This window comes from Sphingobacterium lactis, assembly GCF_051951495.1.
Taxonomy (GTDB): domain Bacteria; phylum Bacteroidota; class Bacteroidia; order Sphingobacteriales; family Sphingobacteriaceae; genus Sphingobacterium; species Sphingobacterium lactis_A.
Genome location: NZ_JBNHAS010000001.1, coordinates 789,528 through 806,106, shown reverse-complemented (window position 1 = coordinate 806,106; position 16,579 = coordinate 789,528). Strand labels below are relative to the sequence as shown.

20 protein-coding genes are annotated in these 16,579 nt (G+C 36.1%); 10 read left to right on the top strand and 10 right to left on the bottom strand.

Annotation, left to right across the window (positions count from 1 at the left end):
• Nucleotides 1–6: 6 nt before the first annotated feature.
• Both ACP6L2_RS03455 and ACP6L2_RS03450 read right to left on the bottom strand, forming a co-directional pair.
• Nucleotides 7–1,062: a nucleoid-associated protein gene (locus tag ACP6L2_RS03455; protein ID WP_440507900.1), complete on the bottom strand. Its 1,056-nt coding sequence runs from the start codon at nt 1,060–1,062 to the stop codon at nt 7–9.
• A gap of 9 nt (nt 1,063–1,071) precedes the next feature.
• A complete protein-coding gene (locus ACP6L2_RS03450) occupies nt 1,072–1,977 on the bottom strand; it encodes a histone deacetylase family protein (protein WP_440507899.1) in 906 nt (301 codons plus the stop codon).
• 230 nt (nt 1,978–2,207) lie between these two features.
• Here ACP6L2_RS03450 and ACP6L2_RS03445 point away from each other — a divergent pair, with 230 nt between their 5' ends.
• The 4 genes from ACP6L2_RS03445 (at nt 2,208) to ACP6L2_RS03430 (ending at nt 4,191) form a co-directional block, all read left to right on the top strand.
• Nucleotides 2,208–2,378: a hypothetical protein gene (locus ACP6L2_RS03445; RefSeq protein WP_440507898.1), complete on the top strand. Its 171-nt coding sequence runs from the start codon at nt 2,208–2,210 to the stop codon at nt 2,376–2,378.
• A gap of 62 nt (nt 2,379–2,440) precedes the next feature.
• Nucleotides 2,441–2,773 (top strand): hypothetical protein, encoded by a 333-nt coding sequence (locus ACP6L2_RS03440; protein ID WP_440507897.1) that lies wholly within the window; start codon nt 2,441–2,443, stop codon nt 2,771–2,773.
• 38 nt (nt 2,774–2,811) lie between these two features.
• On the top strand, nt 2,812–3,462 hold the full coding sequence (locus ACP6L2_RS03435) for a TatD family hydrolase (RefSeq protein ID WP_440507896.1): 651 nt from the start codon (nt 2,812–2,814) through the stop codon (nt 3,460–3,462).
• Nucleotides 3,463–4,191, top strand: a complete 729-nt coding sequence (locus ACP6L2_RS03430; protein ID WP_440507895.1) for a tRNA threonylcarbamoyladenosine dehydratase — start codon at nt 3,463–3,465, stop codon at nt 4,189–4,191.
• A gap of 467 nt (nt 4,192–4,658) precedes the next feature.
• Here the strand turns inward: ACP6L2_RS03430 and ACP6L2_RS03425 are convergent, their stop codons facing one another.
• The 6 genes from ACP6L2_RS03425 to ACP6L2_RS03400 form a co-directional block, all read right to left on the bottom strand.
• Entirely contained in the window at nt 4,659–5,942 is a 1,284-nt protein-coding gene (locus ACP6L2_RS03425; RefSeq protein WP_440507894.1) for a M16 family metallopeptidase, read from the bottom strand.
• Nucleotides 5,932–7,188 (bottom strand): M16 family metallopeptidase, encoded by a 1,257-nt coding sequence (locus ACP6L2_RS03420; RefSeq protein WP_440507893.1) that lies wholly within the window; start codon nt 7,186–7,188, stop codon nt 5,932–5,934. The genes ACP6L2_RS03425 and ACP6L2_RS03420 overlap by 11 nt, the downstream gene beginning before the upstream one ends.
• 13 nt (nt 7,189–7,201) lie before the next feature.
• Entirely contained in the window at nt 7,202–8,101 is a 900-nt protein-coding gene (gene hemF / locus ACP6L2_RS03415) for an oxygen-dependent coproporphyrinogen oxidase (protein WP_440507892.1), read from the bottom strand.
• Complete coding sequence (locus ACP6L2_RS03410) at nt 8,101–9,099, bottom strand: NAD(P)H-dependent glycerol-3-phosphate dehydrogenase (RefSeq protein ID WP_440507891.1); 999 nt, start codon at nt 9,097–9,099, stop codon at nt 8,101–8,103. Before ACP6L2_RS03410 ends, hemF begins: the two co-directional genes overlap by 1 nt.
• 90 nt (nt 9,100–9,189) lie before the next feature.
• Complete coding sequence (locus ACP6L2_RS03405) at nt 9,190–9,873, bottom strand: DUF6843 domain-containing protein (RefSeq protein WP_440507890.1); 684 nt, start codon at nt 9,871–9,873, stop codon at nt 9,190–9,192.
• 455 nt (nt 9,874–10,328) lie between these two features.
• On the bottom strand, nt 10,329–10,736 hold the full coding sequence (locus ACP6L2_RS03400; protein WP_440507889.1) for a hypothetical protein: 408 nt from the start codon (nt 10,734–10,736) through the stop codon (nt 10,329–10,331).
• Nucleotides 10,737–10,988: 252 nt separating this feature from the next.
• Between ACP6L2_RS03400 and ACP6L2_RS03395 the strand changes: the two genes are divergently transcribed.
• The 5 genes from ACP6L2_RS03395 to ACP6L2_RS03375 all read left to right on the top strand — a co-directional run bounded on the left by ACP6L2_RS03395 (nt 10,989) and on the right by ACP6L2_RS03375 (nt 14,458).
• Complete coding sequence (locus ACP6L2_RS03395; protein ID WP_440507888.1) at nt 10,989–11,213, top strand: hypothetical protein; 225 nt, start codon at nt 10,989–10,991, stop codon at nt 11,211–11,213.
• Nucleotides 11,214–11,233: 20 nt separating this feature from the next.
• Nucleotides 11,234–11,692 carry a DUF5675 family protein gene (locus tag ACP6L2_RS03390; RefSeq protein ID WP_440507887.1) on the top strand — a complete coding sequence of 153 codons (459 nt, stop codon included), beginning with the start codon at nt 11,234–11,236 and terminating at the stop codon, nt 11,690–11,692.
• A 26-nt stretch (nt 11,693–11,718) separates the two neighbouring features.
• Complete coding sequence (locus ACP6L2_RS03385; protein ID WP_440507886.1) at nt 11,719–11,913, top strand: hypothetical protein; 195 nt, start codon at nt 11,719–11,721, stop codon at nt 11,911–11,913.
• 250 nt (nt 11,914–12,163) lie between these two features.
• Nucleotides 12,164–13,903: a M14 family zinc carboxypeptidase gene (locus ACP6L2_RS03380; protein ID WP_440507885.1), complete on the top strand. Its 1,740-nt coding sequence runs from the start codon at nt 12,164–12,166 to the stop codon at nt 13,901–13,903.
• An 84-nt stretch (nt 13,904–13,987) separates the two neighbouring features.
• On the top strand, nt 13,988–14,458 hold the full coding sequence (locus ACP6L2_RS03375) for a DinB family protein (protein ID WP_440507884.1): 471 nt from the start codon (nt 13,988–13,990) through the stop codon (nt 14,456–14,458).
• Nucleotides 14,459–14,522: 64 nt separating this feature from the next.
• On the opposite strand, the gene ACP6L2_RS03370 is transcribed toward ACP6L2_RS03375, so the two are convergent.
• On the bottom strand, nt 14,523–14,960 hold the full coding sequence (locus tag ACP6L2_RS03370; RefSeq protein ID WP_440507883.1) for a nuclear transport factor 2 family protein: 438 nt from the start codon (nt 14,958–14,960) through the stop codon (nt 14,523–14,525).
• A gap of 169 nt (nt 14,961–15,129) precedes the next feature.
• Complete coding sequence (locus tag ACP6L2_RS03365) at nt 15,130–15,498, bottom strand: winged helix-turn-helix transcriptional regulator (RefSeq protein WP_440507882.1); 369 nt, start codon at nt 15,496–15,498, stop codon at nt 15,130–15,132.
• Nucleotides 15,499–15,641: 143 nt separating this feature from the next.
• Between ACP6L2_RS03365 and ACP6L2_RS03360 the strand changes: the two genes are divergently transcribed.
• The gene (locus ACP6L2_RS03360; protein ID WP_440507881.1) at nt 15,642–16,514 is read left to right on the top strand and encodes a pirin family protein; all 873 of its coding nucleotides are present in this window, start codon (nt 15,642–15,644) and stop codon (nt 16,512–16,514) included.
• The last annotated feature ends 65 nt before the right edge of the window (nt 16,515–16,579 follow it).

Sequence of the window (16,579 nt, the reverse complement as noted above, 5' to 3'; positions counted from 1 at the left end):
TAAAAGTTATTCTTCGTTCTCGAAATACAACTTGTAATAGTTCATACCCTTATCATCATCATAACCCTTTTCCAAATACTCCCTTTTCCCATGCACATAGATGTGGAAATTCTTATCCAATTTTAAAACAGATTTATAGCTGCTCGCCATTTTCTTTACGGCATTTCCAGCAATATCAAAGTTCGATTGAAATGGCGATTCAAATTCATCTTCAAAGGACTGCTTATAATCTTTAAATAAGCTGACTGCCTCCGGATTACCGATCACCTCTTCATTAAATTCTTCTTCATCGAATGTCTCTTTGGATTTAAAGTAATTCATCGATCGATTTAACAAATCAATTTTATCTGCTTTATCCATATCAAAGACTTCGTCAATCTTATCGGTGACAAAGTTTTTATAGACCTTCATAAGATTTCCTGTTTGCTGAAAATTATCATTTCGAGTCTTAAGCTTCAAGAAGTCATCTTTCCAATACACAGCTTCGGAACCGTTCGTTTGATCTACACAAAGAACCTTATAACCCTCCTCTTGTTCTGTATTGATAATGATCACTCCCTTATCTAGCTTATTGATGTTGATAGCTTGCTGTTCATAACTTACATCCAAACCATCTGCTTGCGGAAATACCTTCAGATAGGCTTCCTTATTTTCCGATTTAAAGATTCCAATCGCTGAATGCTCCTCTCCTTCCATTTGCACATTTTCCAAGGCAACGACATACAATTCTCCCGATTTAATCTTCGGATGCTCTGTTACTTCATATAAATACTTGGCGATGGAATGCGAGAAGTTCACAAAAGAGATCTTTTGATCAAAATATTGCTTCGAAAAGTAGTATAGTTCATTTAATTCCAATTCCTCATTGGGATGGTAGAATCGATACACTTCGTTAGCTTTTGCAAATGGACGCATAAAATATTGCATCAATAGATCGGTCAACACTTCATCAGATTGTAGGTCAATCTCATTGTCCGATAGGGTATAAAATTCATCCTGGCTTTTATTTCCTACATGATGGATGATAAGGTGATCAAAATTAGCGTCTTGATGAAAAAACATAAATAATATTTAGAATTCAAAAATAGTGATTGCACTTCTATAGGTATTGACATGTGCATTGACAATATCCTTAATCTGTGGAGAATATCCCCCACCCATACTAACCTCAACAGGGATTCCGCGTTCCTTACAGGCCGTGAAAACCAAGTTATCACGTTTCATACAGCCTGCCATCGATAGTTTAAATTTACCTAACTTATCACTTGCCAAAACATCAACACCTGCCTGATAATATATAAAATCGGGTTTTATTTTGTCGATGATGCTATTCAATTCTCGATCTAACAGACTTAAATAGGCTTCATCTTCTATTCCGTCAGCTAAAGCAATATCCAAATGGGATTTTTCTTTTTTAAACGGAAAGTTCTTCTCACCATGAATAGAAAAAGTAATAATATCCGGATGATCTTCAAAGATATGGGCCGTTCCGTTACCTTGATGCACATCCAGGTCGACTATTAATATCTTCTTGGCAAATCCTGTTTCATACAAGTAAGCAGCTGCAACCGCCTGATCATTTAATAAACAGAAACCTTCGCCAAAATCACGTCCTGCATGATGCGTGCCCCCAGCAGTATTAAAAGCTACTCCATGTTCCATCGCAAAATGACTCGCTTTGATCGTCCCATCTATAAGATATAATTCCCGATCAACTAAGCCTCTGGACATGGGAAAACCGATCCTACGAATCATCTTAGGGTCCAGCGTTAATCCCAATAAATCATCCACATAATGCGACTCATGTGCTAAACAAATCGTTTCCCGATCTAATAGATTTGGCTCGAAAAAATTAGCCTCTTCCACCAACCCTTCATATAGTAACTGAGAAGGTATTAAATCATATTTTAACATCGGAAATCGATGCCCATCGGGCAAAGGATGTATATATGCTTTATGATGCGCAATCTTTAACAAGGATATTTTTTTTAGAAACGAAGATATGCATTCCTTACTCAAAAAGGGATTAAAACACCTATTAAAAACCAATTTTTACCTTGTTTTTCATATTTTTTATTATCTTTAATTAGCCAGGTATAACTTTCAATCCTTTGAAAGCCTGCGGTATAACCAGTATAAACAAGGGCTATTGCATCAAATTAAAATTATGTAGAGCCTATCATTTTAATAGAAAGCAAGGAGGTCATATGTTCCATCGTAAAAATAAAAACAACTCTACCGGACAATCCGAGAAGACTTCTTCACATCCATTTATTAAGACGCCAAAAATGATTACTGGCCCAGAGCAAAATCGGGAATACATAAAAAAAGTAATCGCTGATTTAAAGAATAAAAACTTTGAGTTCAGTATTAATTAAGAATTTTAAAACGAAAAAGCCCATTTGCTGTTATTCAAATACAAACTATTGATTAAACGGATATGGCTATAGACATTAATTCCCTATTAGACGCAGAAATCGTACGCACTGAAGAGGATTCTATGACGCAGAGCATGGTTGTTACCCTTTTGGTTGATACAGAAGCCGGCGAGCATGCCCAAGAACGCAAACTTCGTTTTGATCATGTGACCCATTATTCCAGATCCGAAATCCCTTACGAAGGTTACCCCGTTATTCTGGAAGTCTCAGAGGTCGTACCAGAAATCGATAAATCCTTTGATATTGACCCCAATAGAAAAAGATATAAAATCGATACTACCTCGGGAATTGTGGTCTTAGAGTTTGAAAAATGCGTGGAAATTGAAGAGTCCTAAATAATTTTCCCTAGTTTTACCTTTATTCAAAGGTCGACATGTATATCGATATTCATACCCATCATCCTAAAACACAGAGCAATTTGTACTTTGCCCTTGCAAATTTGATTGTTTCTAAGGATTATCTTACCTATAAACCTTGTTCTGTAGGTATTCACCCTTGGTATATAGATGATAACTTTGACAAACAGTTTGAAGCTTTAGTTCAATTACAAGCAAACGAAGCAGTAATTGCGGTAGGCGAATGTGGATTGGATAAAATGCACAGTACGCCTTGGGATCGGCAAGTAATGGCATTTGAAAGACAGATTTCTTTAGCTAATGACCTCAACAAACCGATTATTGTACATTGTGTCCGTGCATATGCCGAAGTACTAACTTCATTAATGCGCATGAAAACCAAGGTGCCGGTTATCCTCCATGGATATTCCAAAAATTGGGAATTAGCCAAAACCTTACTCCATCATGGATATTACCTTTCACTTGGAGCGAACATCCTGAAAGGACAGCATTTGGATCTTTTGCAAAACATCCCTCTGGACCGACTTTTCCTAGAAACTGACGATAAAACTATAGCGATCTCCGATATTTATGCTTACTTTTGCCACGCTCGAAAATTGACTAAAGAGCAATTACAAGAGCAAATAGTACAGAATTTCAATCGGGTATTTAATTATAGTTTAGTTTAAATGATGGATTTATCTTGGTTGTCCCGTACCGAAGCCCTAGTCGGTCGTGAGGCATTGGAAAAATTAGCTAATTCACATGTCATGGTATTGGGTTTAGGTGGTGTAGGTTCCTTCGCCGCTGAATTTATATGCCGTTCAGGTGTTGGTAAAATGACCATTATCGATGGTGACACAGTAGACCCAAGTAATCGCAATAGACAACTTCCAGCTTTGGCTACCAATCATGGTGAAGCTAAAGCTCAAATCATGAAGGATCGTTTGTTAGCCATTAACCCAGAATTGCAACTAAATGTTATCCAACAGTTTATCTTACCGGACAGTATCCCCGGTTTATTAGATCTAAAACCCGATTACTGTGTTGAAGCCATTGATAGCATTACCCCTAAACTTTTCTTTATCCGAAGAGCATTAGAAGCAGGTATTCCATTCGTTAGTTCTATGGGTGCAGGTGGTAAACTTGACCCTACCAAAATCCGTATCGCTGATATTGGAAGTACCTTCAATTGTAAATTGGCTCAACATATCCGTAAAAAATTAAAGAAACACGGCATTAAAAAAGGTGTTAAAGTAGTTTTCTCTACAGAATTGCCAGATAAAGAGTCCTTACTTTATACAGACGGAAGTAATTATAAGAAATCTGCGTATGGTACCATGTCTTACTTGCCAGCTGCATTCGGTGGTACTTTAGCCGCAGTAGCTATTCAGGATCTAATGGACAAAAAAGGTTAAAAGAGCCGCTGATATTCAAATTTCAATTTCCTAATTCAGATTAACATCGAGTGAATCTCGACCAGTTTTGTTTGAGTCAAAGCTCTATTTGCTTATACTTTGCTTTGGTACTCTCATGGAATTCTAATGGATCTGATAAGGATCTCCTTGGGATCTCGTTCGCTTCTAACCGAACGAGATCCGAAGGAGATCCGAACAAGTTCCGAAGGAGATCCGAAGAAGTGTAAAAGAAAACCTATGTAAATACATATGAGATATGAGACCGCTACGCTATTAGATAGGAGTTAAAATGCCTTAGAATGCAACCATTAAGGAAATAAAAAGAAAGTAGAACATATTTAAATCCTCCAGGACTTCCTTAAAACAAAAAGAATTATTTACCAGCCATTTACTGTTAAATAATTCTTTTTGTTTTATGATTGAAGGCTAATAGTAAACTTATATTTGCCTATATGTTGAGCTTTCTGTTACTCCGTAATTTTACCAACCACTATTTTCAACATATCATCATACCCTAAATATTGCTGAGCAAGGTTTTGGACCTGATCCGCTTGAATATTTAGAATACTGTCGGTATAATACTGGTAATAATCCAGGTCCAAACCAGAGAAGTAAACTGATTTGAATTTATCTACATGAGAAAAAATAGATTCTAAACTACCGAGCAAGCTTCCTAACATATAGTTACGAACCAGTTCAAGCTCATTGTCACCAGCTTTTTCTTGCTGTAGGCGATCTATTTCTTTTTGGATTTGGACTAATGTATCGGCAGCATATTGGGTTCCTACATCCGTAGAAATGCTAAAGAATCCAGCATGATTTAGATTGGCTACCATTGACCCGATACTGTAGGTATATCCTTTATCTTCACGGATATTACTCATTAATCGAGATCCAAAATAGCCTCCAAACAAGGTATTAACGAATTGTAAAGCTGGATAATCTGGATGAATTCGTTGTAGACTTTCTTTCCCTAATCGAATACTAGATTGCAAAGCATCGGCACGCTCTATGATTTGTAAATCTTTATTACTTGAGCCTTCAGAAATAAAATTCTGTAGAGTAATGGACTCCTCCCCTTGCCATTGATCTTCAAAATAAGATTTAAAGAGTGCAATTGTCTCTCGACTGATGTCTCCAGAAAGGAAAAGGGTCGCATTCTGCGGTTGTATTTGCTGCTTATATAAACGGATTAGGTCAGCATGATTAAGGTCTGAGAGCAATTGTTCCGTTACCGTTCGGCCATAACGCGTTGGTCCAAATAAATCCTGGTAGAAGATACGTCTAGCCACAAAATCATTTTTCTCTAAGGAGATCTGTAAACTTTGCTTATTGTTTTTGATATAGGTATCCAATTCCTGTTGTGGAATCTGCGCATTCGTTAGCACATCATGAACCACTGGAAGTACGGCCTGAACATGTTTGCTCAAGCTATATAAGGTTAAAGCGTTATGATCAAAACTAAATTCAGGTACCAAATATGCACCATAGAAATCTATTTTGGATGCTATTTGAGCACTACTAAGCTTAGAAGTTCCTTCTTTAAGCATGGAACTTAAAGCCGAATTTCGAATTGGGTTTTCCGAATCTTCAAATAGATTTTTAAAAACAAATTCAGCCTTAATTAATTCTTGTTCAGGTGCATGAAAAACAAATACCTGAAGACCGTTTTTAAAGACTATATGTTCTGGTTTTTCCAATTGAATTTGTCCAATTGGTTTCAAATCAGGTGCTGTAATTCTACTCAGCATGTTCAATTTTCTTTTGGGCGTGATAGATTAAGGTTGATGAATTTTCTTTTCGGAAGGTATCAGCAGCGTATCGCTGAATGTCTGCTGCAGTAACTGCAGCATAATGATCCACTTCTTGATTATACAAGTCAGCATCTCCTAATAACTCATAAAAAGAAAGGTTCATAGCCTTATCCAATATGGAAAGTTCAGCAAAACGCATGGTTGATTCTGCCTTATTCTTCACTTTAATTAATTCTTCTTCAGCAATTGGATCTGATGCCAATAGCGTTAATTGTTGCCATAATGCCGCTTCAGCTTCTTCAAGACTTATTCCCTCATGCGGTTTACCTTCAACGACCAATAAATTATGATCCAAACTACCCAAAACATAGGCATTGACCTCTGAAAACAAGTTCTGATCTTTGACTAATCGTCTATATAATCGCGATGAAGTTCCCCTAGAAAGAACATCGGTTAGTAAATCTGCGGTATAATAATCAGGATGTAAACGGTCAACTGTATGAAACGCCATATAAATGCTATCCACTGGAACAGCAGCATGAACGTCTAACCGTCTAGCGCTTGATTGTGCTGGCTCTTGAGGCAAATTTCTTTGGTTATCTTCTCCTTTTGGAATATCGCCAAACCATTTTTCAGCCAAAGCCTTGACTTCATCTAATTTTACATTACCCGTAATCGCTACAATGGCATTATTAGGGCTGTAAAACTTCTTAAAGAAAGCTTTAACATCTTCCATCTTAGCTTCCTCAATATGTCGAATTTCCTTTCCTATTGTGGCCCATTTGTAAGGGTGAACTTGGTAAGCCAATTCTCTTAATTTCAACCATACATCACCGTAAGGTTGATTTAAGTATCGCTGTTTAAACTCTTCAATAACTACATTTCTTTGTACCTCTAATCCCTGTTCATTGAACGCCAGACCAAACATCCGGTCCGATTCTAACCAGAATGCTGTTTCTAAATTATTCGCAGGTAAAGTAATGTAGTAATTGGTTATATCATTCGAAGTGAACGCATTATTTTCCCCACCTACTCGCTGTAATGGCTGGTCATAATTGGGAATATTAACCGATCCGCTAAACATGAGGTGTTCGAACAAATGGGCAAAACCCGTTTTATCCTCTTGTTCGTCACGTGCTCCCACGTCGTATAAAATGTTCATGCAGGCCATGGAACTGTGTGGGTCTTCAGAAACCAACACTCTTAATCCATTCTGAAGAACGAATTTCTCAAATTTTATCATGTAGATATTCTTTCTATTCGGTCCAATTAATTCCCTTTTTCAATAAGGAACTTGTTATTTCTTCTTTGGACCCTGGTTTTGTTTGAAAATTATAGAACCAATTTGCTTGTTCAGGAAGGCTCATCAAGATTGACTCAATCCGTCCGTTGGTTTCAAGGCCAAATTTAGTCCCGGCGTCATACACCAAGTTAAATTCTACATACCTACCTCGACGCAGCAATTGCCAATTTTTCTCTTCCTCCGTAAAGGATTTATCACGATGTCTATTTACAATCTCTGCGTATATTTTTGGGAATAAACGACCTAAATCACAGGAGAAATCAAAAATTTCCTCCATGCTAATCCCGGCCTTATCCGCCGTAAGCTTATCATAAAATATCCCACCAATTCCACGAGTTTCCTCCCTATGTTTGATATAGAAATAATTATCCGCCCATTCTTTAAACTCGGTATAGAACTTCGTGGAGTATTTATCGCATACATCTTTTAAGGATTGGTGAAAATCACGAGCATCCTCTTCAAATATGTAATGTGGCGTTAAATCAATTCCACCCCCGAACCACCTCACTTGATCATTCAATTCGAAATATCGGATGTTCATGTGAATAATGGGCACCCAAGGGTTATTGGGATGAATGACAATAGAAACTCCGGTTGCAAAAAACTGGTCTTCATCTACACCGAAGGCTTTTTTGATTGGCGCAGGTAGTTCACCATGCACTGCAGAAAAATTCACTCCACCTTTTTCCAAGATATTACCATGTTGAATAATTCTTGTGCGACCACCGCCTCCACCTTCACGCTCCCAGACTTCTTCTTTAAACTTGGCCTTACCATCCAATTGCTCTAGTGCTTGCGTGATTTCGTCTTGAATGACTTTATATTTTTCAGCAATTTGTTCTTTTGTGATCATTAGCTTAATTTTTCCGACAACGCTTTCACAGCTTGTGTGGCAGGTTGATTTTTATATAAAATATTGTAAACGGTATTACAGATTGGCATATCCAAGTGATGCTTATGAATAATATCTTGAATACATTCTGAAGCTAGATATCCTTCAGCGACCATGTTCATTTCCAATTGTGCAGATTTTACTGAATAACCCTTACCGATCATATTACCAAAGGTTCGATTTCGACTGAATTGAGAATATGAAGTGACCAAAAGATCACCCAAATAAGCAGAATGATTAATCTCTCGGGTTTGAGGATCTATTGCATCCACAAAATATTCCATTTCACGAATAGCATTTGAAATCAAAACGGCCTGAAAATTATCGCCATAACCTAGACCATGACAAATACCGCATGCAAGCGCATAAATATTCTTTAAAACAGCACCATACTCCACCCCTAACAGGTCATTGGATACAATGGTATTGATGTAGTGGGTTTGAAAGAACTGTGCTACCACAGCAGCATTCGCTGCATTTTTGGATGCGAAAGTTAGATAAGACAATTTTTCTAAAGAAACTTCTTCTGCATGGCAAGGGCCACCAACAACCACAATATCCGCTAAAGGAACTTGAAATTGCTGATTGATAAATTCTCCCACTATCATACGTATGGAAGGAACAATCCCCTTAATTGCTGTTACGATAATTTTATCTTTAAGATCAACCTCATTTACTTCGGAAAGGGCATCTTCTAAATAGGCCGCTGGAGTATTCAGAATGATGATATCTGACTGTTGTATAACGTCTCTAGCTTCCAGAAAAAGATCAATTTTATCTAACTTAACTTCTACGGCACTTAAATAGGAAGGATTATGATGGTATTGGCTTATGTATTCCAAATCTTCTTGGCGTCTTACCCACCAATTAATTTGTTTATCTTGTTGGTTGTCACTAAGCATTTTAATCATGGCTGTAGCCCAACTTCCGCTACCGATAACTCCAATTTTTGCAGACATGAAATTCCTTGTTTTTGTTGAAACATCAAAGATACCAATAAATAGCTTGTTAAGAAGCTAAAATCTCCTTGAATTGATCGATAAAATGAATTATTTAATGGTATTTCGACAGCTTACAACTTCGTTTAGCAGGTTCTGGATAATTTGCTTATCGTATTTTCTTTCTGGTGAATAAGCCTTCCCTTTTGGATTCACATAAAAATCCACACTTTCAAAACCTTTATTTTGAAGAATTTTATAATTTTCTTCTTCCGCATCAAAAATAGTGGTGCCTAGGAAAAACACTTCTTTTTCATTTTTGTCCTTATCTCCGAAGGGGCCATTCAATTTTAATTTCTGCATCTCCCCTTTTTCATCAGGAATATAAAAATGATAAGCTGCAGAACCGGACTCTAAACTGTCTTTACTTAGAAAAATACCATTTGGAGGTATATGTATGCTCCGCTTCTTCTTATCAATAGGAACTGCTGAGGCGCAATTTTCATTATACACCAATCTTACAGAGCCGGAAAAATCTTTAGGCAAATAAACATCTGTATAAGGTTGATAATTATACCAATAAAGAAAGCCTATAGAAAGAGGAAAATAAAGTAAAATTGGCAGAAAAGTTAAAAGTATTTTATTCCTGTTATTGGCGCTCGAAAACCAAATGAAAAGAAGACCAATAATAAATGCTGGAATACAAAAAAACAGCATATAATAGCTCATAACAGCTAATAGGAAACTGATTATAATCAAGCTAAAACCAATATAAAATGCAGTTTTTTTATTCATAATTAAGTGTATATCAAACATACAAAAAAATCCTGAGGTGGGGAACCTCAGGATTTTACCAAACCAATTATTAACCTAAATTATGAAATTATTTTACTCTTATTACTCTTTGCTTTCTTTACTACTAAAACGCCGAAGCATAGCTGATAGTATATACTATTTGTTTAGTTAACATTCTTTAACAAATCGCTTTGCGAAGGCTGTTTAAAAGAAAATCCTGAAGCGGGGAGCCTCAGGATTTTACCAAACCAATTATTAACCTAAATTATGAAAATTTGAATGCTATTATCTAGCATCTTTCATTATACACATTAACGGTCGAAATATTGTTTATGATACAGCCAATTATGATATTAACATTTTTTAACAGTTTTGTCTACACTCGCTGTTGACTCTATAATAGAAGATAACAAAGCGAACCTTTAGACTTATCAACTTATTATCAGAAAATTAAATTACTTTTTAGCTAATAAATAACCCAAGTAGGCCATTGGGATATATGCTAAAGTAGCATCTACAATTGAAAACCAAATTGGTGAAGGCAACATAAAAATCATCATAACCCCTCCAATAAAGAAGGCAAATCCTATAATCATGGCGAATAGTAGTTTTCGATTGGCAGCAATTTTAGCTGCGATAAATGCGCCAACCAAAGTGCCTAAGGCATGTGCCAGAAATGGAAATAAAAAATTAATGGGTTTAAATAAATGCATGCCAGCTTTTAGACCTTCTTCTGTCGTTACATCTACCCCTTCTGGAGGTGGAATGACATGACCAGATAAGGAGATTAAAGCACCATTGACAAGACTTCCTAGAACTAGCCCCAATACTACTGCTAAAATATTTCGAAGAATTGGATTCATGATTTGTGTTTTTCAGTTAATAATAATTTGTAGATGTTGAGGTTTAAGTTAGAAAATAAATCAATAACCTATAGCTCGATACAGCACAAATAATTTAAATAACTCACTATCAAGCAGGTTTATATACTGCCAAAATATTCCATTTACTTTCATTTTTTCTACAGCTTAAAATTTCCCATTAGTTTCGTTCATGATATCAATTAACAGCAGTGCATGCAAGCTCTTATTTTAAACTTTAAAAACGATTAGAACATGAATACATTCATCAGGCTATTAAATCGAAAATTAAAACTGCATATCCCTTTAAAGATTCGCCAAGATGGAGACCCAGATGCTGTCGTCATTCCAATCTTCCCAAACTACAAGCCATTACGTATTCCCAGGATTTTTAATCATAGAGACCGAGTAAAATTCCCCGCCATCCGTAGAGGCTTTCCTTTTGAATTTCCAGGCATCAAAATCAATAGAAACATTTAAAACAGACTATTATGATACGCATGGACCGTATAAGAGCTGGAATGAACAGTACACTTTCTCAACTAAGCATCAATAATATATTTATTTGTTATCTGCTAGAAGATAAAATCAGAGAGAAAAAAATCAAAGGGCAAACTTGTATACCTGAAGGGCTATATACCTTAAAGTTCAATCAAACAGCTGGTATGAATCAAATTTATGGAAGGAAGACTGGAAAGCAACATTTGGGAATGATTGAAATCTCAGGAATACCAAATTTCAATCTGGTGTTTTTTCATATTGGTAATAGGCATCAAGACACCGCCGGCTGCCCATTAACCGGCAGTTATTATCGCATTTTTGGAAAGGAAATCGAAGTTTTGCAATCTGCCCAAGCCTATCGTTTAGTGTATCCATTGCTTAGCAAATATATTCAAGGAGGAAATGCCCAAATCGAAGTAGTAAACAAAATTGAAGAATCAAAGCATTTATGGTCATAGATCAGATGTGCTCTTAATTAGAAAATATGAAAACTATAATAAACACATTAATCGAAATCAGTAAGTCCATTTTAGCAGCTCCAATTCAAATACCAGAGAAGCTTAAACGTATAAACAAATACATACACTTTGGATTACAAGTTTTGAAACAGATTATTGAGATGCAAGAAAAAGAAAACGAAGGTAAACAGAAAAAGAAATCACGTTATGTATTTAGATAAATCACTAATTATGTCTCGCTGCGTAGGTAGTTTATGTGCCATTACAGCGAGTATAAATTGGCAAGACCTCTTTACGACAATTGGATTATCCTTGTTAGGTACAGGCGTTAGTTACTTTTTTAGTTGGCTTCTGACAAAAATAAGAGGTATAAGATAAGTTTAAAAGTAGGGAGACGTTATATAGCTGACGTCTCCCTTCTTGTATCTATGCAGGAAATAAGTAGATTTGTTCAACCTATAGCTGAAAACAATGAAATTAAAACCAATTTATGGGATTTTGTCCTTAATCAGTATTCTTATGATAGATCAACAATCGGGTTTTGCTCAGAAAACTGCATTCGAAAGCTCCGGAAACAAAAATATTACAGCAACCTATGCAGAGGTGACACAGTACTATGCAAAATTATTAGCAGGTAGAAAGGATGCAAAAATAATTGACATCGGCCCTACTGATATTGGAAAGCCCTTGCAGTTAATTGTATTATCCGCTGATGGCGATTTTGATCCAAAAAGTGTGAAGGCAAAAAATAAGACGGTCATGTTAATTAACAATGGTATTCATCCTGGAGAACCAGAAGGAATTGATGCCAGCATGATGTTTATTAGGGATGTGCTTAAACAAAAGAGCTTACCAAAGGATTTAGTTTTATGCGTGATTCCTGTTTATAATATTTCAGGAATGCTGAACAGAGGCGTTTCAAGGGTAAATCAGAATGGTCCAGAAGGCTATGGTTTTCGAGGCACTGCCCAAAACTATGATTTGAATAGGGACTTCTTGAAGGGAGACACGCGTAATTCGCGACTATTTCAAACCCTATTCACGACTTGGGATCCGGACATCTTTTTTGACACACATACCAGCAATGGTGCAGATTATCAATATGTCATGACCTTAATTGAGACACAGAAAGACAAATTGAATCCAAAGCTGTCAACATTTATGAAGAAAAATATCACAAATGCCATGTATACTGAAATGGAAAAGATTGGTTATCCCATGATTCCATATGTTAATTCCCAGGGCGAAAAGCCCGAAACTGGTATTGTATCATTTCTTGAAAGCCCACGGTATTCAACAGGATTTGCTGCCTTACACCATACCATCGGTTTCATGCCAGAAACACATATGTGGAAGCCCTATGAGGATCGTGTTAAATCTACCTATGGGTTGATGAACATCCTTTTCAACCTAGCCAAGGAACATGGGGCAGAACTTCATGCCTTAAGAGCAAAGGTGAAAGAAGAAGTTAAAAATCAAGAGGAGTTTCCAATAAATTGGAAGTTGAATAGAAATATAGTAGAACAAATTGAGTTTTTAGGATTTGAATCAGGCAATAAAACAAGTGAAGTTTCGGGGTTAGATCGTATGTACTATGATCGTTCAAAGCCCTTTAAAAAACAGATCCCCTATTATACAACTTATGAGCCAAGCATTATCGTTAAAAAGCCTAAGGCATATATTTTGCCACAAGGATATGATCATTTGGTCAATCTGATGAAAATAAATGGTGTCATAATGCGACCATTAGAAAAGGATATGGAATTAGAAGTAGAAATGTATTATATCCGCGATTATAAGACATCTGCTAGTCCAAGTGAGGGACATTATCCGCATCATAGTGTAGAAGTTGAGCCCAAATTGGTTAAACAACAGTTTTTTGCAGGTGATTATTGGATCGAAATGAATCAGGAAGCTAATCGATATGTTGTAGAAACATTAGAACCACAAGCCATAGATTCCTATTTCAATTGGAACTTTTTTGATGCTATCCTAAATCAAAAGGAATACTTTTCAGGTTATATATTTGAAGATTCAGCTGCAGAATTATTTAAAAATGACAAGAATTTAGCTCAAGAATTAGAAGCAGCAAAAAAAGCAGACTCAAAATTGGCGGAAAGTGCAAGGATGCAATTGGAATGGATTTATAAACGGACTCCGCATTATGAAGCCAGCCATTTGCGCTATCCCGTGGGACGAGTATTAAAATAATTATTATCTGAAAATGCTGCTGACATAGGGCTGTCATTAAGTTGGATTAATTTTGAATCAGTACTTAATTAAAACAGCAATATTATGAAAACTGCAACATTTTTAAACAGAGAGGAATTTTTAAATCATTGGCAAGGACATCGCAATTTAACGCGAAGAACTATTGAGAAATTCCCTGAGAAGGAATTCTTTACTTTCTCTATCGGTGGGATGCGTACATTTGGTGAATTAGTTAAAGAATTATTAACTATATCCGTACCTGGATTAGAAGGTATTGTAAACAAGGATGATAAACCATTTTCACATGATATCGAGCTAGCCGATAAAGCAGCTGCATTAAAAATGTGGGATGAGCAAACAGAACAAATCAATGAACTATACAATAAAATAAGTGATGAAGAGCTTTATGAAACTTTCAACTTATTTGGACAGTATAAGGATCAGACCAACAATAATTTGATGTATTTCCATGACAATGAAATTCATCACCGTGCTCAAGGTTTTGTTTACCTTAGAGCTTTGGGAATTGAACCTCCCTTCTTCTGGGAAAGATAATATAGAAAAAGGCCTTCAAATAATTTGAAGGCCTTTCTTTTTAAAATGTAATATATTGGAAAAACTACTTATTATGGAATACGGAGTTTACTTCTTTGATAACCCATCCAGCTTTACCTTGTTGCATGGTTACATAATCCGTACGAGTGAAGCTGTCAAATTCTAAAGTCACTTTAGCAATACTGAAGTTTGCCGATTTTTCGATTAATTCATATTCAGTATCACAATCGAAGCTGATTCCCTTTTGACCTTTTAGGTGTTTAATGTAAGCATCCTTGCTAATGGAGTTTTGATTGTGTTTTGTTTGAAAACGTTGAACGAAATTATTGTCGAATAATTGGTTCAAATAACTTGTTTCTCCTTTAACAGTACTGTTGATGTAAGCATCAACTACGTTTTCTACTACTGCTTTGTTTAGGTCTTTACCATCTGCTGCAAAAAGACTTACTGATGATGTTAATAATAGACCTGCTAATGCGAATGTTTTTACTAGAGTATTCATGGTTGTTATGTTTTTAATGTTTTTAAATTTTTTATTTCTTATTTGATACACCAAAGGTATAGCAAGAAATAAGGTCATAACAGCCGTTTTAGGTCAATTAGGAAGGGTTCTCGGTAAAGGCGGTATAATTTTCGGTGAAAATTCTTGTCGGTTTTTTACCGATAGGATTTTAGTATTCGTTTTCATTCAATAGCTTATGGCGGTGTCTACTCCCCCACTCTACCAGCTTTTCAATAATCTCCTGAGAGGTTCTACCATAATCCGTAATCGAATATTCGACAGAAATTGGTCTAGTATTTAACACTTCTCTTTTAACCATTTTATTAGCTTCCAAGTCTTTTAATTCCTTTGTCAGCATCTTAGCAGAAATTCCAATAATTTCTCTTTGCATTTTTTTAAAGGTATTGACTTGATGATCTCTAGTCATTAAGTAATGTAGAATCAACAGTTTCCACTTGCCACCTAATACATCTAACGTGTCGCGCATAGCCAATAAATTATTGGTACATTCTGGCGGATCATTTAATAAGGTCTTCATCGATCTATAAATTAGTGTAGGACAAATTTAAGGTTTACTTGTTATAGATAGTTACTAAAAGGTTACTAGTTACCAAAAGTTAACCCATAATCTTAAATATTCCAGGCTTCGTAAATTTGTACTATACAATTGGAGGAACAAAAATGACAAATAGAAAAATAGAAAAAATCATTAAACCGACATCTTATAATTGGGTTGGGGATGCTTTTTATGTGGCATCGATGATTGGTAAAGAAATATCTCGAAGAAGAATGGATCCGTTTTTAGTTTTTGATTACAATCAAACTGTAGATTTCAGTCCTCGGGAAGAACCTAGAGGTGTCGGAGCGCATCCTCATAAAGGTTTTGAGACGGTAACTCTTGCTTATCAGGGGCGAGTAGCACATAAGGACAGCCGTGGCAATTCAGGAGTGATCGGTGAAGGTGATGTTCAGTGGATGACTGCTGGTGCGGGAATTATGCACCAAGAATACCATGAAGAGGAATGGTCAAAACAAGGTGGCCCTTTTCAGATGGTTCAGCTTTGGGTTAACCTTCCGGCAAAGGATAAGAATACAACCGCACATTATCAGGATTTAAAAGCTTCAGATATGCCAAAGGTGGTTTTGGATAATGGAGATGGAACAATTGATATTGTCGCTGGTGAATATAAGGACGTAAAAGGTTTAGCTGATACCTACTCTCCTGTTCATCTTTTCAATGCTTACCTAAATAAGAATGGCAAGGCTTCATTTGAATTCCCTAATCATTACAATACTGCATTATTAGTAATAAATGGTAGTATCAAAGTGAATGGCGAAGAAGTAATTGAGGCAGACTCCTTTGTTTTATTTGAAAATAATAAGGCAGAACAATTTGAAATTGAGGCTTTGGCTGATGATACGAAGGTATTGTTACTAGGTGGCGAACCACTAAATGAGCCCATTGCTCATTATGGTCCATTTGTAATGAATACGCAAGAGGAATTGGTGCAAGCTTTTGAAGACTTTCAAAATGGAAAGTTTGGGGTGATTTAAGCTGAGGGGTTCAGGTAGAGGTCTATTAAAATACCTGATGTATAATATTGCATTAGGTATTTTGT